The following is a 19,180-nucleotide window of genomic DNA, read 5'->3' as shown; positions in this document are numbered from 1 at the left end:
TATAGTGGTAGTCTTTTAATTAAATTAACTTATAGCTTTATGCACAGTACAAGTAAAATTAGAATAATTGTAACTTTTATTTTGATACTAATTTCGTTGGGAGGTTACAGTCAATCTAACACTTTTAAAGTAACTTTAGATGCGGGTCACGGCGCACATGATTTTGGGGCTGTGTATGAAGGTCGTATAGAAAAAAATATTGCTTTGGCAGTCGTTTTAAAAGTGGGTAAAATATTAGAGGCAACACCTCAAATGCAAGTCAATTATACCAGGAAAACGGATGTTTTTATAGATTTAATTGAAAGAGCCAATATTGCCAATCGATTTAATGCAAACATATTTGTTTCTATTCATTGTAACGCGAATAGAAATACTGCGGCTGATGGAACAGAAACGTATGTAATGGGTTTGAGTAAGGTAGCATCCAATTTAGAAGCGGCCAAAAAAGAGAACTCCGTTATTACATTAGAAAAAGATTACAAGCAAAAATATGAAGGATTTGATCCAAATTCTCCTGAGACCATGATTGGAATGACGCTAATGCAGGAAGAATATTTAGATAATAGTATTTCCTTAGCGAGCAAGGTGGAAGATGCTTTTGGTGAATTAGGAAAAAAAATAAGAGGTGGTGGAGTGAAACAAGCGCCTTTTATGGTGCTGCATAAAGCCTACATGCCCAGAGTTTTGATTGAAATGGGTTTTATTTCAAATTCTATAGAAGGGAATATCTTGAATTCTGAGGAAGGTCAAAATGAAATTGCCAAGGCTATCGCTGAAGCAGTCGTGAGCTATAAAAAAGAATATTATGGGAATGGCGAAGTAGAAATTTTTGAAGAGCGTCCTTCCCAAAAAATTAACGAGAAACCGATACGAGATACTGTTACTCCCGCGAAAGCAAAAATGACGGCACAACCTTCTGGATCCGTTTCATCCAATAAATCAGTTGACAATTCCAAAGCAGTTTTCAAAGTACAACTTTCAGCAAGTAGTAGAAGATTGGATTTAGTTCCTAGAAATTTTAAAGGATTAAAAAATATATCGGTAGCCTATGAAAATAGAGTCTACAAATATATGTTCGGAGAAACTTCTGATTTTGATGAAGCTAAAAAACAGTTACAGGAAGCCAAAGAAAAAGGATATGATTCGGCATTTTTAATTGCATTCAAAAACGGTGAAAAAATTACTGTTCAAGACGCTCTTAAATAAAAACAGCAATTATTCTTTTTTATTAAATTTCCAAAAAACAACAAGACTACTTTGAATTTATCTAAAGAAATTAAAGCTCTACTTGTAACTCTAATTTTATTTTTCTCTCCCAATCTTTTTTCTCAGTCCACTACTAAGTTTGTCGTTATATTAGACGCAGGGCATGGTGGTAAAGATCCAGGTAATTCCTATCATGGTTTTGTTGAAAAAGAAATCGCCTTAAAAACTGCTTTGAAATTAGAAAAATACCTAAAAAAAGAAAGGGATATTGAAGTTGTTCATACCAGAAAATCGGATGTTTTTATTGAATTAAAAGACAGGCCTAAAAAAGCAAACAGTATAGACGCCAATTTATTCGTTTCGATACATTGTAATTCGGTTAAAAATCCAGTTCCCTATGGTACTGAAACTTTTGTAATGGGTTTAACTAGAAGTAAAGGAAACCTAGAAATTGCCAAACAAGAAAATTCAGTTATTTTATTGGAAAAGGATTATAAGCGCAGCTACAAAGGATTTGATCCTAAAAATCCAGCAACTTTGATTGGATTAAAAATACTGCAGGAAGATTATCTAGATCGGAGCATACGTTTAGCCTCAAAAATCGAAAGTAATTTTAGAAATAAACTGCATCGAAAATCAAGAGGGATAAAGCAAACTCCTTTATGGGTTTTAGATGCATCTTACATGCCAAGTGTGTTAATTGAACTTGGTTTTTTATCGAATAGTAAAGAAGGGCTTTATTTAAACTCTGATTTAGGGCAAAATAACATGGCCGAGGCAATTGCATCTGCGATCATATCCTATAAAAAAGAATATTTTGTATCACAAGCGGACGTCAATTATGATAAAATTCCATCCAGTAAAGCGGGGAAGAGTACAAAGTCAAAACGAATTGCTGACAGTAAAGTATCAAAAGCAACAAATTCAAATGTTGTTTTTAAAGTTCAATTTGCAGCAGGAAATAAAAATATTAAATTGAATCCTTCTAATTTTAAAGGATTAAAAAATGTATCTGTAAGAACCAGAAATGGGTCGTTTTACAAATATGCTTATGGCGACACATCAGATTATGCGGTTGCAAAAAAAGATTTAAAGGAGGTTAAATCCAGAGGGTATTCTGCTGCGTATATTATTGCGTTTAGAGACGGAAAAAGTATAAGTGTAGAAGAAGCGCTTAAATAATAACAACAAGTCAAATATTTTATATTAAATTTGTAAAAAATACTTAAATTTTGAAAATCACACGAGAAATTAAAACTGCTATTTTAGTAATTGCTTCTATATTATTATTTATTTGGGGCTACAGTTTTTTGAAAGGCAGAGACCTTTTTATTAATTACAAAACATTTTACGTAGAATATAAAACCGTCGAAGGTCTGGCTACATCAGCACCAGTTACGCTAAACGGTTTAGTTATAGGTAAAGTGAGTAAAATATCAATAATTGAAGGTACCGGTCAATTATTAGTAGAATTGCAATTGAAAACGGATTTTCCAATTTCAAAAACAAGTATCGCTTCCATATATGAGCCTGGATTTATAGGAGGAAAACAAATTGCAATTATTCCAAATTTTAAAGATAAAACCTTAGCTGTTGATGGCCAAAAACTGCAAGCTGGAGTCAAAATGGGACTTACCGATAAAGTAGGAGATCAATTAGCACCGCTTCAGGAAAAATTAGAAAAGTTATTGGGAAGCACGGAAGTATTAATTTCAGGTTTAAATAACGTATTAGATCCAAAAGGGCAACAGGATTTAAAACTTACTTTGGCTGAATTGAGTAAAACTATTGAACAATTCCATAAAGTTTCTATGAGTGTTAATGATTTATTGAACACTAATAAAACTCAAATAAATGGTGTGGTTACCAATTTTAATAAAATATCTGGGAATTTCTCAAAAATTTCAGACTCACTTGATAAAGCTGATTTGGGTAAAACCGTTAAAAATTTGAATGCAACTTTAGCAAGAGTAGATGGTATTGTGACTGGATTAGAGTCCGGTAAAGGTTCAATGGGGAAATTATTGAATGATGATGCGTTCTATCAAAATGTTAAAACTTCCACCAAAGAATTGGAATTGTTATTGCAAGATATAAGACTTTATCCAACACGATATGTCAACATCTCTGTCTTTGGTAAAAAAAATAAACCGTACGTCGGTCCTGAAAATGATTCTATTTCCGTAGAAAAAAAATAGTAAATATGAGCTACTTAGACAACATTTTATTTGCCATACTATTGGTAATTGGTTTCGGATATTTTTTTACAAGCGTCAAAAAAATCAGAAGAAATATTAATCTAGGAACGGACGTAAATCGTTCAGATAATCCAAAAGCACGTTGGACTAACATGGCTATGATTGCTCTGGGTCAATCAAAAATGGTCAAACGCCCTGTTGCAGGAATTCTGCATATTATTGTTTATGTGGGATTTGTGGTTATTAATATAGAGTTGCTAGAAATCATAATCGATGGACTTTTTGGTACGCACCGCGTTTTTGCCTTTATAGGAACTACGTATGATGTACTAATTGCTTCTTTTGAAATTTTGGCATTTTTAGTTTTAGTGGCTGTTTTTGCTTTTTGGAGTCGTAGAAATGCAATCAAACTAAAACGATTTGTAAGTTCAGACTTAAAAGGTTGGCCTAAAAATGATGGAAATTACATCTTGTATTTTGAGGTAGTATTAATGACATTGTTCTTATTAATGAATGCTTCTGATTTGCATTTACAGAATGTACCTGGAGGTTTTTCTCATTTTATAAAAGCGGGTTCGTTTCCTATAAGTCAATTTATTGAACCAATTTTTAATGGAATGTCTAATGAATTAGTCATGCTACTTTCTGAAATATTTTGGTGGTTGCATATTACGGGTATTTTAATTTTTATGAATTACTTGTATTTTTCTAAGCATTTACATATCCTTTTAGCGTTTCCTAACACTTATTTTGCTGATTTAAATCCACAAGGAAAATTTGATAATTTAGAATCCGTTACTAAAGAAGTAAAACTAATGATGGACCCTACCGCAGATCCATTTGCAGCAGCGCCAGTTGATGAAAATGCTGTACCAAGTAAATTTGGCGCTAGTGATATTCAGGATTTAAATTGGGTTCAATTGTTGAATGCGTATACGTGTACAGAATGTGGTCGATGCACCTCTTCCTGTCCCGCCAATATAACAGGGAAAAAATTGTCTCCTCGCAAAATCATGATGGACACAAGAGATAGAATGGAGGAAGTAGGAAGAAATATAGATGCCAATAAGGGTATTTTTATTCCTGATAACAAAACCTTATTAAACGATTATATCACAGCAGAAGAGCTATGGGCATGCACATCATGTAATGCTTGCGTGGAAGAATGTCCCGTAAATATCAGTCCACTTTCAATTATTATGGATATGAGACGCTATCTAGTAATGGAACAAAGCGCAGCTCCAATGCCTGTCAATGCAATGATGACCAATATTGAAAATAATGGAGCACCATGGCAATACAATCAGCAAGATAGATTGAATTGGAAAAACGAAAATTAATTTTGTACTAAGCAGAATTTAACAATACTTACAAATAGGTGTTTTTTGACCGTTTGAAAAAAAAATAAAAGTTATGTCAGAGAATTTAATAGTGCCAACAATGGCCGAAATGTTAGCTCAAGGGAAACAACCAGAAGTTTTGTTTTGGGTAGGATGTGCAGGAAGTTTTGATGATAGAGCAAAAAAAATAACAAAGGCATTTGTTCGTATTTTGAATCGGGCCAATGTTCCTTTTGCAGTCTTAGGTACTGAAGAAAGCTGTACTGGAGATCCTGCTAAACGAGCTGGGAATGAATTTTTATTCCAAATGCAAGCCATGATGAATATCGAGGTTTTAAATGCTTATGAAGCAAAAAAAATTGTTACCGCTTGTCCTCATTGTTTTAATACTCTTAAAAACGAATACCCTGAATTAGGTGGAAAATATGAAGTAGTGCATCACACTGAGTTTTTAAAATCATTGTTAGATGATGGAAGACTAACAATTGAGGGAGGACAATTCAAAGGGAAACGTATTACATTTCATGATCCTTGCTATTTAGGGAGAGCCAATAATGTTTATGAAGCTCCAAGGGAATTGGTCCTTAAATTGGATGCTGAATTAGTGGAAATGAAGCGCTCTAAAGCTAACGGACTGTGTTGTGGCGCAGGTGGTGCTCAAATGTTTAAAGATGCTGAACCCGGAAATAAAGAGGTTAACATTGAAAGAACAGAAGATGCTTTAGAAACAAAACCAGAAATTATTGCTGCTGGTTGTCCTTTTTGTAATACCATGATGACTGATGGAATTAAAAATAAAGAAAAGGAAGGCGAAGTAAAAGTTATGGATATTGCAGAACTGATTGCTAATGCGCAGGATTTGTAACAATGAGGAAATTATATTTTATAATGTTGGTTCTTTGTTCTTCTTTTTCATATGCTCAAGACGTCTATGATGTGATTGGAAAAGAAACTTGCGCTTGTTTAGAAGCTAAAAAAATAAATTATTCAGAGATGAATAAAAAAGAGATGCAAACCCAAGTTGGACTATGCATGATTCAAAGTTATTCTGTTCATGCGTCAGAATTTGATCCGAAAGATAAAATCAGTTTTGATGATGAAGAGGGAATGCGTGGCTTAGGAGAGAAAGTAGCAATGAAAATGATGGTGAGTTGTCCAGAAATTATAATGGAAATGGGCAGAAGATCTATTGAAGATGATGATTCCAATGACGCAGAAAAAGAAAGCTATTTTGTTGAAGGGGAAGTGATCGAAATAAAATCGGAACAGTTCATGTCTATTCAGGTAAAAGATAAAAATGGAAGAAATTTTAGTTTTCTTTTATTAGATTACTTTGAAACAGCCTCTTTATTAACGAATAAGGAGATCAATAAAAAAGATAAAATAAAGGTGAGTTATACTGAAATTGAACTCTTTGATCCACAAAACAAAGAATTTAGATATTTTAAAATTATAACTAATCTAGAAAAAATATAACGTTTTGATTTTTAAAAATCTAGCAAATAAATACCATTATGTACATTCCATTTGAAAATTTACCCGAAGAGTCTAAAATCTGGATCTACCAATCGAATAGAAAATTTTCAGATGCTGAATTTTCTGAAATAGAAACAGCTTTACAATCCTTTCTTGAAGGTTGGGCTGCGCATGGCACTAGTTTAGAGTCTTCTTACCAATTAAAATACAATCGATTTATTATTATAGCCGTAAATCAGGACGTTCAAGCTGCAACAGGATGTTCTATCGATTCCTCTGTAGAATTTATCCAAAGTTTAGAACAAAAATATTCAGTGGATTTATTAGATAAAATGAATGTCACTTTTAAATTAGGAGAACATATTGCCCATAAGCCTCTAATCGACTTCAAGAAAATGGTCAAAGATAAAGCCGTTACAGAGAATACTATCGTTTTCAATAATTTGGTTAACAATATAGAAGAATTTAATGAATCGTGGGAAGTTGCTGCCATTGATAGCTGGCACAGTCGCTTTTTTTAAACAAAACATTCCAATGAAAAAAATAAGCATCAAAATTCTTTTTACTTATGTCTTATTTCTTTTTGTTGCTGCAAGTTGTGTTGGTACAAAAATTAATAAAAATAAAGTAATTTTAACCAACGTTCCTGTCAAAGTTCAAAATCTTGATAGTTTGGCTATAACGAATACTCCAATACTATTCGATTTACAACCAGAAGGAAATAAATGGGTAGATAGTGTCTACAATTCCATGACTTTAGAGGAAAAATTTGGTCAACTATTTATGGTTGCTGCTTATTCTAATAAAGATTCAGCCCACATTAAAAGTATTGACCAACTAATTATAGATTACAAAATAGGAGGTTTAATATTCTTTCAAGGAGGGCCAGTTCGCCAAGCAAAATTGTCCAATCGGTTTCAATCAAAATCAAAGGTCCCTTTATTTATTGGTAGCGATGCCGAATGGGGTTTGGGAATGCGACTGGATTCAACTTATACTTATCCTTGGAACATGACACTTGGAGCCATTCAAGACATGAAATTAATAGAAAAGCTGGGCGTCCAATTAGGACAGCAAAGTAAACGGATGGGACTGCATTTTAATTTTGCTCCTGTTTTAGATATTAATTCAAATCCAAAAAATCCTATTATTGGTTTTCGTTCGTTTGGGGAAGATAAGTTCAAAGTGACGGAACATGCGATTGCCTTAATGAAAGGGGTCCAAAGTCAGGGCGTTTATTCAACGGGAAAACATTTTCCAGGACATGGCGATACTGCAATGGATTCTCACAAGGGATTGCCCACTATAAATTCCTCAAAAGAAAGGTTACAAGATGTAGAGTTTTATCCTTATAAAAAAATGTTTCATGAAGGACTTTCTTCGGTTATGGTGGCGCATTTAAACGTTCCTAGTTTAGAGAGTAGAACTAATTATCCCTCTTCTATTTCTTACAATGTAGTTACTAATATTCTGCAAAATGAATTGGGTTTCAAAGGACTTATTTTTACTGATGCTTTAAATATGAAAAGTGTGAGTGATTTTAAGTTACCCAGTGAAATCAATTTCGAAGCTTTTATGGCCGGGAATGACGTGTTGCTATTTCCAGAGAATGTTCCTGCTGCAATCGAAAAATTTACACTTGCTTATTCACTTAATTTATTTACTGCGGAACGATTGGCTTTTTCTGTAAAGAAAATATTAAAATTCAAATATAAAGCAGAACTCAACTCGTACAAAGCGATTGAAACGGATAATTTGTACAAGGAGTTAAATTCAGTTGAAAATGAGGCCTTGCACTATCAATTATATGAGAATGCTATTACGGTACTAAAAAATACAGCAGCCGTTTTACCCATTAAGAATTTGGACCTACAAAAAATTGCTTACGTAAAAATTGGAGATGACAATAATGATGCGTTTGTTGCTACCCTTAAAAAATATGCAGAAGTTACTGTAATAGCAGATGCTAATCTAGATAGTTTACAAGCTAAATTAGCTTCCTTTACCACCGTCATCATTGGTTATCATAAATCAGATGTAGCTTTTAGAAATGATGATATGAGAGCAGATGAGATAGCAAAGATTGCATTTTTAGCCCAGAACAATAATGTGATTCTTGATATTTTTGGTAAACCCTACGCGCTCTTGCCCATTACCAATTATCAAAATATAGAAGGGTTGGTGGTTTCGTATCAAAATAGTGCTATTGCTCAGGTAGTTTCGGCCGAACTAATTTTTGGTGCGATTGAAGCAAAAGGGAAATTACCTGTTTCTATAAACACTAGTTTTAAAGTAAATGATGGCCTATCTACTGATAAATTAAATCGATTGGGATTTACTTCGGCTGAAAATGTGGGTATGGATTCTGAAATTTTAACAAAAATTGATGGTATTGCTGCTAAAGCAATTAATGCTAAAATGACTCCTGGAATTCAGGTGCTAGTGGCCAGAAATGGGAAGGTTATTTACCAAAAATCATTTGGGTATCATACGTATGATAAAACAATTAAGGTTCAAAATTCTGATATTTATGATGTCGCTTCTTTGACAAAAATTTTAGCTACATTGCCTAATGTGATGCTACAATACGATCAGCAAAAAATAAATTTAGAAACAACATTAGGAGCTATGTCTCCTATTTTTAAAGACTCCAACAAACAAAATATTAATTTCAAGGATTTATTATCTCACTATGCAGGTTTACCCGCTGGAATTCCATTTTACAAGGCTACAATGGATAAATCAAAATTGCCTTCGGAGATCTATTTTAGGAAAAAGTCTGAAGATCAGTTTTCGAAGCAATTGGGGGACAGTCTTTTTATAAGAAATGATTTTAGCGATACAATAATGGAAATGATCGTTAAAAGTAAAATTTTATCAAAAAAAGAATACAAATACAGTGATCTGACTTTTATGATTTTAAAAGATTATTTAGAGAAAACTACCGGTAAAACATTAGATGTTTTGATTCAAGAGAATTTCTATCGCTCCCTAGGGATGAACAATTCTAGTTTTAATCCTTTAACTAAATTTGATAAAAACAGAATTCCTCCAACAGAAACAGATACTTATTTTCGTCGTCAACTGTTGCAAGGTTATGTAAATGATTTGTCCGCTGCACTAGAAGGAGGAGTTTCAGGGCATGCTGGGATTTTTTCGAATGCTATGGATGTGGCTAAAATAATGGAACTGTACCTGCAAAAAGGAAGTTATGGCAATCAACGCTATTTTTCCGAAAAGACATTTGAAGATTTCAATACTTGTTATTTTTGTGCTGTGGGGAATAGAAGAGGGGTAGGTTTTGATAAGCCTCAGCTGGGAATTGAAGGTCCAACTTGTGGGTGCGCTTCGATGACTAGTTTTGGACATACTGGTTATACTGGAACGATGGCTTGGGCAGATCCTGAAACGCAAATTGTTTATGTGTTTTTATCGAATAGAACGTATCCAATTGCTAATGAGAATAGATTATCTAAAGCAAACATAAGAGAAGATATCCAAAAAATAATTTATGAAGCTATCAAGAATTAAATTATTGTTTTAGTAAAAATTTCTTGTCTAAATAGGATTTCTTAAAATAGTTTTAGTTGCGATACCATTATAAAAATTGATACTGCTCGTTGTATTAAAAATTCTATTTTAGAATGAAACACTGATTTATTGTATATTTGATAGTACTCCCAAAGAGCCTTTCTAATTGTATTGGTGACTACATTATCAAAAGCAAAATAGTTCCAAGTGAAAATAGTAAAAAACATTTCAAAATCTGTTTGGATACTTTCTTTAGTCAGTTTGTTTACAGACGCTGCTAGTGAAATGCTCTATCCTATAATGCCCATTTATCTTAAAACAATAGGTTTCTCCATCGTATTAATAGGGGTTTTGGAGGGATTTGCCGAGGCATTGGCAGGATTAAGCAAAGGGTATTTTGGCAAGTTATCGGATCGTTCAGGCAAAAGAGTTCCCTTTGTGCAAGTTGGTTATGCTTTGAGTGCCATTTCAAAACCAATGATGGCAGTATTTGTTTTTCCACTTTGGATCTTTTTTGCAAGATCGATTGATCGTTTTGGAAAAGGAATTCGCACAGGAGCAAGAGATGCTATTTTATCGGAGGAGGCTACACCGGAGACCAAAGGAAAAGTTTTTGGTTTTCATAGGGCAATGGATACCTTTGGTGCTGTTTTAGGACCGTTGATTGCCTTAACCTATCTTTATTATTATCCGCAACAGTATCAAACACTTTTTTATTTTGCATTTCTTCCTGGTGTCATTGCGGTTTTGGTTTCTTTGTTGCTAAAAGATAAATCAAAGAATCTCCCCACTGAAAAAAAAGGATTCTCGTTTTTCTCCTTTCTGAGTTATTGGCATTCAAGTCCACGCGAATATAGAAAAGTAGTAGTAGGCTTATTGGCATTTGCGGTTTTTAATAGTTCTGATATCTTTTTATTATTAAAGGCAAAACAAGCAGGATTAAATGATTCCTACGTAATTGGAATTTATATCTTTTATAATTTAGTTTATGCGACTGTAGCATTACCTATTGGAATTTTAGCGGACAAAATAGGTTTAAAGAAGATGTTTATAGTTGGACTTTCTTTATTTGCCATCGTTTATTTTGGAATGGCTTTTAGTGCAAACATTTATTTGATTGCGTTGTTCTTTTTTTTATATGGTATTTATGCTGCAGCAACTGAGGGAATATCAAAAGCATGGATTAGCACCATTTGTGATACTAAAGATACTGCTACGGCCATTGGAACATACTCTGGATTTCAAAGTATAGGTGCTTTGATAGCAAGTTCGCTTGCTGGATTAATTTGGTACCGGTTTGGAGCCCAAGCTACATTTTTAACTACAGGGATTGCTACCGTTTTAGTTGTTATTTACTTTTCTTTTTTTCTGAAAGACAAAATTATTAAAAATGAAAAAATCTAAAAAAGAGGTAGTGCACAATAAAGAGGTTTGCGCTGTCTCCAAACAAAAAGCAAGTTCTAAAAACACAATTGAAGGTGTCGGATGTTGCACGTTAGATAGTGATGCTGAGCATCATTCGGAGCAAGATCATGATCATGGTAGTTCAACAGGAAGTTTATTTACGCTTTTTTTGCCTGCAATCATCAGTTTTGTGCTTTTACTGTTGGCTTTGTCGCTAGATCACTTTTTTTCTCAATCGTGGTTTTTGGGATGGATTCGGATTGTTTGGTATGTCGTTGCCTACCTTCCTGTAGGTTTTCCTGTTTTAAAAGAGGCTTTTGATAGTATTAGAAAAGGAGCTGTTTTTTCCGAATTTTTTCTAATGAGCATTGCTACAGTTGGTGCTTTTGGAATTGGCCAATATGCAGAAGGAGTTACCGTAATGTTGTTCTATGCAATAGGGGAACTGTTTCAAATGCTGGCGGTAAAAAAAGCTAAATCTAATATCAAATCATTATTGGATCAAAGGCCCGATTTTGCTAGTGTTATAGAAGGACAGAAAGTGATTTTAAAAAAAGCATCTGAAGTGGCTATTGGCGAAATAGTAGAATTAAAAGCGGGAGAGAAATTGGCCCTAGATGGGAAATTACTTTCCCCAAATGCTACTTTTAATACTGCCGCATTAACTGGAGAAAGCAAACCCGATTTTAAGTTGAAAGGGGATGTCATTCTTGCGGGAATGATTAATCTCAATTCCATTGCTCTTGTATTGGTAACAACCAATTTTAAGGATAGTAAATTATCTAAAATTTTAGAAATGGTTCAAGAGGCTACTGCCAGAAAAGCATCAACCGAATTATTTATCAGGAAGTTTGCCAAAATATATACGCCAATTGTCGTCTATCTTGCTATAGCCATTTGTTTGACGCCCATCCTATTTGTAGCGGATTATATTTTTGCAGATTGGTTGTATCGAGCCTTGATTTTCTTGGTTATTTCTTGTCCGTGTGCACTTGTTATCTCTATTCCTTTAGGTTATTTCGGCGGAATTGGGGCCGCAAGTAAAAATGGAATTTTATTTAAAGGAGCTACCTTTCTGGATACGATGGCTGGCATTCAAGTGGTAGTTATGGATAAAACAGGGACTTTGACCAAAGGTGTTTTTAAAGTTCAAAAAGTAGTTGCCGTTGGAATTTATGAAACTGATTTAGTTCGTTATACTGCAGCTATTGAAGGTAAAAGTACACACCCCGTAGGTTCCGCAATAATTGAATTTGCCCATAATAATAATAATAATAATAATAATAATAATAATAATAATAATGAAAACAGCATTCATACTAATGTAAGTGAAGTAACTGAAATTCCAGGTCTTGGATTAAAAGGTATTGTTGATGGAAATGAAATAGCTATTGGCAGTCCTAAGCTGTTGAAAAATTTAAAAATTGATTATGATACCGAATTGGATCGAATTCCTTTTACGACAATTGCTGTAGCCATCAACCAAAAATATGCCGGTTATTTCCTTATAGCCGATGAGATTAAAGAGGATGCTAAAACAGCTATCGAAGGTTTACACAAAATTAAGATTAAAACGATGGTGCTCTCTGGCGATAATCAAGTTGTAGTCACTGCTGTGGCCAAAGAATTGAATATTGAAGATGCTTTTGGAGGTTTATTGCCAGAAGATAAAGTGAAAAAAGTAGAAGCACTATTGCAGCAGCAGGTTAAAGTCGCTTTTGTTGGTGATGGAGTAAATGATGCTCCAGTTATTGCCCTTGCAGATGTAGGAATCGCAATGGGCGGCCTGGGAAGTGATGCTACTATTGAAACGGCTGATATAGTGATTCAAAATGACCAACCGACAAAAATTGTCACAGCAATCAACATTGGAAGAAAAACCAAGCAAATCGTTTGGCAAAATATTACGTTGGCTTTTTCTGTCAAATTAATCGTGTTGATTCTGGGTGCAGGTGGATTAGCCTCCATGTGGGAGGCTGTTTTTGCAGATGTAGGTGTGGCCCTGTTGGCAATTTTGAATGCCATACGCATTCAGCGCATGAAGTTTTAATTACCGATAGTATTTAACTTAAATTTCCATAAAACACATTGCTATTTTTATTAAATTCGTTTCATTAAATTACATACATGAAAATTGCAATAGTTTGTTATCCGACCTTTGGAGGTAGTGGTGTTGTCGCCACAGAATTAGGACTAGAATTGGCTCGTCGTGGCCACGAAATTCATTTTATAACGTACAGTCAACCTGTACGCTTAGCCCTTTTGAGCCCAAATGTTTATTACCATGAAGTAAATGTTCCTGAATATCCTTTATTCCATTATCAACCCTATGAATTGGCTCTTTCAAGCAAATTAGTGGACATGGTTAAACTCTATAAAATCGAATTACTTCATGTACATTATGCCATTCCGCATGCTTATGCCGGTTATATGGCTAAACAAATGTTGAAAGATGAGGGAATAAATATCCCAATGGTGACGACTTTGCATGGAACTGATATTACTTTAGTAGGGAATCATCCGTTTTATAAACCAGCGGTTACTTTCAGTATTAATAAATCAGATTTTGTTACTTCGGTGTCCCAAAGTTTAAAAGATGATACCCTTAAGTTATTCAATATTAAAAATGAAATTGAGGTTATTCCAAATTTTATAGAATTAGACAAAAATACAAACGATCCCAGTATTCCGTGTCAACGTTCCGTTATGGCAAAGAAAGATGAGCGCATTATAACTCATATCAGTAATTTCAGAAAAGTTAAACGAATTCCTGATGTGATTAAGATTTTTTATAATATTCAAAAAGAGATTCCAGCTAAGTTAATGATGGTAGGGGATGGTCCTGAAAAGGAAAAGGCAGAATATTTATGCCAGGAATTAGGGATATTGGACAAGGTTATTTTCTTTGGAAACAGCAATGAAATTGATAAAATTTTATGCCTGACGGATTTGTTTTTACTTCCTTCAGAAACAGAAAGTTTTGGTTTGGCCGCTCTTGAAGCTATGGCGTGCAGGGTTCCAGTTATTTCAAGTAATTCGGGTGGTTTGCCAGAAGTTAATTTTGAAGGTGTTTCTGGTTATTTAAGTGACGTAGGAAATATAGAAGAGATGGCTCAAAATGCCTTAAAAATTTTAAAAGAGGATGCTACTCTTCAAACCTTTAAAGAAAATGCATTGTCTGTTGCAAAACAATTTGATATTAAAAATATTTTACCACTGTACGAAGCCCTATATCAAAAAGCAATCAATAAATATTTATAAAATATACTGATTTAGTTGGGACTGTAATAGTTCATGGGCTTTAAGAAACATATTGGATTCAACCGTAAAAAAAGAATAATGAAAAAAACAATTTTGTCACTGTTTGTCCTAACGCTCGCTGCTTGCGGTACAACAGCTGTTAAAAGTGCTGATGCAACTAAATTATACGAAGTCTTGACTCAGCAAACAAATGGTGGAGCAAGCATTCGTTTTTTTGAGATACTTTCTGAGCCAAATGAAATTAAAATGCTGCAAAATGATGAAAGTTTAAAACATAAGATTAGTGCGAATGAGGTTCAGAACTCTAATTTTATTATTTTGAATATGGGCGAGAAGGCTACGGGCGGATATGCTATAGGAATTGAGACTGTAACGGAAACCGATAAAAATATTGTGGTAACTGTTAAAGAAACAAATCCTAAAACAGGCAGTATGGTTACACAATCAGTAACTACTCCTTTTTGTGTGGTTAAAATAAATTCTAAAAAAGAAATTATATTTAAATAAAAAAAGGGGCTGTTCAATTTGAACAGCCCCTTTTATAAAAAAACTACTAATATTAGAACTGATATCTAAGCGCTAAAGCTACATCAGAACCATAATTATTTTTGTAGTATCCTCCATTTCCACCAAATTCAGGTCTGAAATCGATAGACACTAATAATGGGAAATCAAAGTTGTATTCAAGACCGATATCTCCAGCAGCAAATGCGAAAACGTCATTGTTATAGTCTCTGTTATCATAATAGTCTCTGTTGTAGCTTCCTACACCTCCACCAATACCTGCGTACCAGTTGAAACCACCTTCAATATTCCATACCCATTGGTATAAACCTGTAAGTTTGATAGCATTGTCATCATAGTTATCATTGTTGTAATCTTTTCTGCTTCTCCAACCTAAATCTAATTCAAGTCTGTTGTTATCAGATAAACCTCTTTGGTATGAAATTTCAGTTCCAAATCCACCGTTGCTTCCAAAACGTAAACCTATAGCATTTTTTGAAATATCCTGCGCTTGTGCGGTAAATGCTAATCCCATTAACATTATTGCTGATAAAATAATTTTTTTCATAAGTAAATTTTTATAGGTACAAATGTAGCTCTTAAGTTCACGATATTGATTATAAAATTATATAGAAAAGTTATATAATTACCACATTATTGATAAATGGAATTGGCTTAAAAAGAGCAATACAGTTTGATGTTCTGTTTTGGAAATTGGGCTTATACAAATGTTTGATAACTTAATATGTCTTCCATTTCAAAAAGATTTTCTTCTGCTACATAATTCATTTCTGAATAATGAAATAATTTCCAGCGTTTTTTATTGTATTCTAATGCCGTTAAGTTTTCAACCCAATCCCCTGAATTTAAGTAAAGTGTAGTGCCGTTTTTATTTTCCTTTTTGATTATTTTAGGTTCGTGAATGTGACCGCAAACTACGTAGTCATATTTGTTTTCGATTGCTAAATCGGTAGCTGTTTCCTCAAAATCAGAGATGTGTTTGACCGCTTTCTTTACACTAGCCTTTATTTTCTTTGAAAAAGAGTAGGGCTCTTTTCCTATTTTCAATAAACACCAATTAACAAAACGATTTAAAAGAATGAGATAGTCGTAGCCCAAGCCACCCAATTTAGCAATCCATTTGGAATGTTGTACCGAGGCATCAAAAACATCACCGTGAAAGATCCAGGCTTTTTTGCCATCTAGATCCAATACTAATTTGTCACGTAATTCAAAATTACCCATACTCATGTCACTAAATTTTCGAAGCATTTCGTCATGATTACCAGTTATATAATAGACTTTAGTTCCTTTTGAAGCAAAACTGATTATTTTTTGTATGACTTTTAGATGTGCCTGAGGAAAATAAGATTTTCTAAATTGCCAAATATCAATAATATCACCATTTAGTACTAAAATTTTAGGTTTAATGGTTGCTAAATAATTGTAAAGTGCATCGGCATGGCTGCCAAAAGTTCCCAAATGTACATCGGAAAGGACCACTAGTTCTACTTTTCTTTTTTTCAAGGCATTTGGATTTTAGGTTTACCAAAATAATCGAATTATTAGCAAATGAAATAGAAATAAAGGTTAAGAAATCTAATACAATATTAATTTTATAATAATAAATGTGAATTGTTTCTTAAAACTTTAAACTTTAAACTTTTGAACCTTAATCTAAAATGGTACTTTTGTTCAAAACTAATTATAATGGCAGGAAATAGCTACGGAACACTATTTAGAATAACAACTTTTGGAGAATCTCATGGTGAAGCTTTAGGCGGAATAATTGACGGTTGTCCTCCGGGAATAACAATAGATTTGGAAGCCATTCAATTCGAAATGTCTAGAAGAAAGCCCGGTCAATCGGCAATAGTTACGCAACGTAAAGAGCCAGACGATGTTCAATTCCTCTCTGGAATTTTTGAAGGTAAATCTACTGGAACTCCAATAGGTTTTATCATTCCCAACACCAATCAGAAATCTGATGATTATTCCCACATCAAAGACAATTACAGGCCTAGTCATGCTGACTATGTATACGATCAAAAGTATGGAGTTCGTGATTACCGTGGTGGAGGACGTAGTTCAGCGCGTGAAACTGCTAGTAGAGTAGTTGCTGGTGCAATTGCCAAACAAATGTTACCGCAAATTAAAATTAATGCTTACGTTTCTTCTGTAGGTCCTATTTTTTTAGAAAAACCTTACCAAGATTTAGACTTTTCAATGACAGAGAATAATCCTGTTCGGTGTCCTGATCCAGAAATGGCAGTAGTGATGGAAGAGTATATTCGCGATATTAGGAAACAAGGAGATACAGTAGGCGGAACCGTAACGTGTGTAATTCAAAATGTACCCATCGGACTCGGAGAACCAGTTTTTGACAAACTCCATGCTGAACTCGGTAAAGCCATGCTCTCTATAAATGCAGTAAAAGGATTCGAGTTTGGAAGCGGCTTCTGTGGTGCTAAAATGAAGGGCAGTGAACACAACGATTTATATAATCCTGATGGATCCACTAAGACTAATCTTTCCGGGGGGATTCAAGGTGGTATCAGCAATGGGATGGATATCTACTTTCGTGTAGCTTTTAAGCCTGTGGCAACAATCATGCAAAAACAGGAATCGCTAGACAATAAAGGGAATATTACTGAGATGACAGGAAAGGGACGTCATGATCCTTGTGTTGTTCCAAGAGCTGTTCCTATTGTTGAGGCAATGGCTGCCATTGTTCTAGCTGATTTTTATTTGATAAACAAAACATATTAATACTAATTTTTAGCTTTTTCCCTATTTTGAAATAACCTTTATTACTAAGATTTAAGTAAGAAAGAATACTACAACAAGGGCTAATTTAAAACTAACACCTACTTTTAATGAATACAATTACAACGAAGAAGCCTTCTTTTTTTGCAGGATTAACAGGACAAATATTAATAGCTATGGTCTTAGGTGCTATTTTGGGTATTGTCATACACAATTGGATTTCACCAGAAGATGCAAAAGCCTTTAGTAAAAAAATAAACATCTTAGCAACCATCTTTATTCGTTTAGTTCAAATGATTATTTCTCCTTTAGTTTTTACGACTTTGGTTGTGGGAATTGCTAAGCTTGGAGACATTAAAGCAGTAGGAAGGATTGGTGGTAAGGCGATGGGTTGGTTTTTTACCGCCTCGTTTGTTTCCTTGTTGTTAGGTATGTTTTTTGTCAATACCCTTAAACCAGGAGTTGGACTTAATTTACCAAGTATCGATTTAGCCTCTGCTTCAGAAGTAACTGCTAAAACACAAAATATATCTTTTGAAAATTTTATTGAACATATTGTACCCAAAAGTATCTTTGAGGCCTTGGCTACTAATGAAATTTTACAAATTGTAATTTTCTCCATTTTCTTTGGTCTAGCAGCTGCTTCATTAGGAGATTATGTAAAGCCAGTTACAAATGCTTTAGAGAAAACATCTCATATTGTCCTTAAAATGGTTAACTATGTAATGAAGTTTGCACCAATTGGAGTATTTGGAGCTATAGCAGGAGTTTTTGCTGTACGTGATTTTCAGGAATTAGCAATTACTTATTTCAAGTTTTTCGGTTCCTTTTTAATTGGAATTTCCTCCCTTTGGGTGGTATTAATAATTGTCGGTTATATTTTTCTAAAAAGTAGAATGACCGTTTTACTGAAAAGAATAGTTAGTCCATTAATCATTGCTTTTGGAACTACTAGCAGCGAAGCTGTTTTTCCAAAATTAACGGAAGAGTTAGAACGCTTTGGCGTCAAAGACAGAATTGTTTCTTTTATGTTGCCCCTGGGTTATTCTTTTAACTTGGACGGAAGTATGATGTACATGACTTTTGCCAGTATATTTATTGCTCAAGCGTACGGTATTGATTTAGATTTGGGAACACAAATGACAATGCTTTTAGTTTTGATGCTAACCAGTAAAGGGATTGCAGGAGTTCCAAGAGCCAGCTTAGTAGTCGTTGCCGCAACCTGTGGCATGTTCGACATACCTATCGAAGGAATTGCTTTGATTCTACCTATTGATCATTTTTGCGATATGTTTCGTAGTGCAACCAATGTTTTAGGAAACGCATTAGCAACATCAGTTGTAGGAAAATGGGAAGGTGATACTGAAACAGAAACGGCTGTTATTGAGTAATAACTTGACGAAGTAATACATACTAAACCTATTCCCTGAGGAGAATAGGTTTTTTTTATTTAAAAAATTCTAAAGTAATTCCGTATTTCAAAATTATACTATT

16 protein-coding genes are annotated in these 19,180 nt (G+C 34.0%); 14 read left to right on the top strand and 2 right to left on the bottom strand.

What is annotated here, in order from left to right; genetic code table 11:
• Positions 1–39: 39 nt before the first annotated feature.
• From BUC11_RS07840 to BUC11_RS07780, 12 genes are all read left to right on the top strand, one after another.
• On the top strand, positions 40–1,206 hold the full coding sequence (locus tag BUC11_RS07840; protein ID WP_073353098.1) for an N-acetylmuramoyl-L-alanine amidase family protein: 1,167 nt from the start codon (positions 40–42) through the stop codon (positions 1,204–1,206).
• A gap of 51 nt (positions 1,207–1,257) precedes the next feature.
• Entirely contained in the window at positions 1,258–2,388 is a 1,131-nt protein-coding gene (locus BUC11_RS07835) for an N-acetylmuramoyl-L-alanine amidase family protein (RefSeq protein ID WP_073353097.1), read from the top strand.
• Between the two features lie 50 nt (positions 2,389–2,438).
• Positions 2,439–3,404 (top strand): MlaD family protein, encoded by a 966-nt coding sequence (locus BUC11_RS07830; RefSeq protein WP_073353096.1) that lies wholly within the window; start codon positions 2,439–2,441, stop codon positions 3,402–3,404.
• 5 nt (positions 3,405–3,409) lie between these two features.
• The gene (locus BUC11_RS07825; RefSeq protein ID WP_073353095.1) at positions 3,410–4,744 is read left to right on the top strand and encodes a 4Fe-4S dicluster domain-containing protein; all 1,335 of its coding nucleotides are present in this window, start codon (positions 3,410–3,412) and stop codon (positions 4,742–4,744) included.
• 73 nt (positions 4,745–4,817) lie between these two features.
• A complete protein-coding gene (locus BUC11_RS07820; protein WP_073353094.1) occupies positions 4,818–5,609 on the top strand; it encodes a (Fe-S)-binding protein in 792 nt (263 codons plus the stop codon).
• Positions 5,610–5,611: 2 nt separating this feature from the next.
• The gene (locus BUC11_RS07815; RefSeq protein ID WP_139259442.1) at positions 5,612–6,220 is read left to right on the top strand and encodes a hypothetical protein; all 609 of its coding nucleotides are present in this window, start codon (positions 5,612–5,614) and stop codon (positions 6,218–6,220) included.
• 38 nt (positions 6,221–6,258) lie between these two features.
• Positions 6,259–6,741 carry an ABC transporter ATPase gene (locus tag BUC11_RS07810; RefSeq protein WP_073353092.1) on the top strand — a complete coding sequence of 161 codons (483 nt, stop codon included), beginning with the start codon at positions 6,259–6,261 and terminating at the stop codon, positions 6,739–6,741.
• A gap of 13 nt (positions 6,742–6,754) precedes the next feature.
• A complete protein-coding gene (locus BUC11_RS07805) occupies positions 6,755–9,751 on the top strand; it encodes a serine hydrolase domain-containing protein (RefSeq protein ID WP_073353091.1) in 2,997 nt (998 codons plus the stop codon).
• Between the two features lie 207 nt (positions 9,752–9,958).
• A complete protein-coding gene (locus BUC11_RS07795) occupies positions 9,959–11,155 on the top strand; it encodes an MFS transporter (RefSeq protein WP_245793811.1) in 1,197 nt (398 codons plus the stop codon).
• Positions 11,142–13,205: a heavy metal translocating P-type ATPase gene (locus BUC11_RS07790; RefSeq protein WP_073353089.1), complete on the top strand. Its 2,064-nt coding sequence runs from the start codon at positions 11,142–11,144 to the stop codon at positions 13,203–13,205. The genes BUC11_RS07795 and BUC11_RS07790 overlap by 14 nt, the downstream gene beginning before the upstream one ends.
• Positions 13,206–13,282: 77 nt before the next feature.
• Positions 13,283–14,416, top strand: a complete 1,134-nt coding sequence (gene bshA, locus BUC11_RS07785) for an N-acetyl-alpha-D-glucosaminyl L-malate synthase BshA (protein WP_073353088.1) — start codon at positions 13,283–13,285, stop codon at positions 14,414–14,416.
• Positions 14,417–14,494: 78 nt separating this feature from the next.
• Complete coding sequence (locus BUC11_RS07780) at positions 14,495–14,923, top strand: protease complex subunit PrcB family protein (protein ID WP_073353121.1); 429 nt, start codon at positions 14,495–14,497, stop codon at positions 14,921–14,923.
• A gap of 52 nt (positions 14,924–14,975) precedes the next feature.
• Here BUC11_RS07780 and BUC11_RS07775 read toward each other — a convergent pair whose 3' ends face one another.
• Complete coding sequence (locus tag BUC11_RS07775) at positions 14,976–15,488, bottom strand: hypothetical protein (RefSeq protein WP_066078750.1); 513 nt, start codon at positions 15,486–15,488, stop codon at positions 14,976–14,978.
• Positions 15,489–15,640: 152 nt separating this feature from the next.
• Positions 15,641–16,447 (bottom strand): UDP-2,3-diacylglucosamine diphosphatase, encoded by an 807-nt coding sequence (locus tag BUC11_RS07770; RefSeq protein WP_073353087.1) that lies wholly within the window; start codon positions 16,445–16,447, stop codon positions 15,641–15,643.
• A gap of 183 nt (positions 16,448–16,630) precedes the next feature.
• Between BUC11_RS07770 and aroC the strand changes: the two genes are divergently transcribed.
• On the top strand, positions 16,631–17,689 hold the full coding sequence (gene aroC / locus BUC11_RS07765; protein WP_073353086.1) for a chorismate synthase: 1,059 nt from the start codon (positions 16,631–16,633) through the stop codon (positions 17,687–17,689).
• A gap of 107 nt (positions 17,690–17,796) precedes the next feature.
• Entirely contained in the window at positions 17,797–19,077 is a 1,281-nt protein-coding gene (locus BUC11_RS07760) for a dicarboxylate/amino acid:cation symporter (RefSeq protein WP_073353085.1), read from the top strand.
• Positions 19,078–19,180: the final 103 nt, after the last annotated feature.

It is taken from the genome of Flavobacterium xanthum, from assembly GCF_900142695.1.
GTDB classification, from domain to species: Bacteria; Bacteroidota; Bacteroidia; order Flavobacteriales; family Flavobacteriaceae; genus Flavobacterium; species Flavobacterium xanthum.
The sequence above is the reverse complement of the archived record's forward strand: the minus strand, read 5'-3'. Positions and strand labels throughout refer to the sequence as shown.

Bases quoted from the DNA above. Each gene is read 5' to 3' on its own strand.
- BUC11_RS07840 (WP_073353098.1), top strand. From the start codon at position 40: ATGCACAGTACAAGTAAAATTAGAATAATTGTAACTTTTATTTTGATA.
- BUC11_RS07825 (WP_073353095.1), top strand. From the start codon at position 3,410: ATGAGCTACTTAGACAACATTTTATTTGCCATACTATTGGTAATTGGT.
- BUC11_RS07820 (WP_073353094.1), top strand. From the start codon at position 4,818: ATGTCAGAGAATTTAATAGTGCCAACAATGGCCGAAATGTTAGCTCAA.
- BUC11_RS07815 (WP_139259442.1), top strand. From the start codon at position 5,612: ATGAGGAAATTATATTTTATAATGTTGGTTCTTTGTTCTTCTTTTTCA.
- BUC11_RS07810 (WP_073353092.1), top strand. From the start codon at position 6,259: ATGTACATTCCATTTGAAAATTTACCCGAAGAGTCTAAAATCTGGATC.
- BUC11_RS07805 (WP_073353091.1), top strand. From the start codon at position 6,755: ATGAAAAAAATAAGCATCAAAATTCTTTTTACTTATGTCTTATTTCTT.
- BUC11_RS07790 (WP_073353089.1), top strand. From the start codon at position 11,142: ATGAAAAAATCTAAAAAAGAGGTAGTGCACAATAAAGAGGTTTGCGCT.
- bshA (WP_073353088.1), top strand. From the start codon at position 13,283: ATGAAAATTGCAATAGTTTGTTATCCGACCTTTGGAGGTAGTGGTGTT.
- BUC11_RS07780 (WP_073353121.1), top strand. From the start codon at position 14,495: ATGAAAAAAACAATTTTGTCACTGTTTGTCCTAACGCTCGCTGCTTGC.
- BUC11_RS07775 (WP_066078750.1), bottom strand. From the start codon at position 15,488: ATGAAAAAAATTATTTTATCAGCAATAATGTTAATGGGATTAGCATTT.
- aroC (WP_073353086.1), top strand. From the start codon at position 16,631: ATGGCAGGAAATAGCTACGGAACACTATTTAGAATAACAACTTTTGGA.
- BUC11_RS07760 (WP_073353085.1), top strand. From the start codon at position 17,797: ATGAATACAATTACAACGAAGAAGCCTTCTTTTTTTGCAGGATTAACA.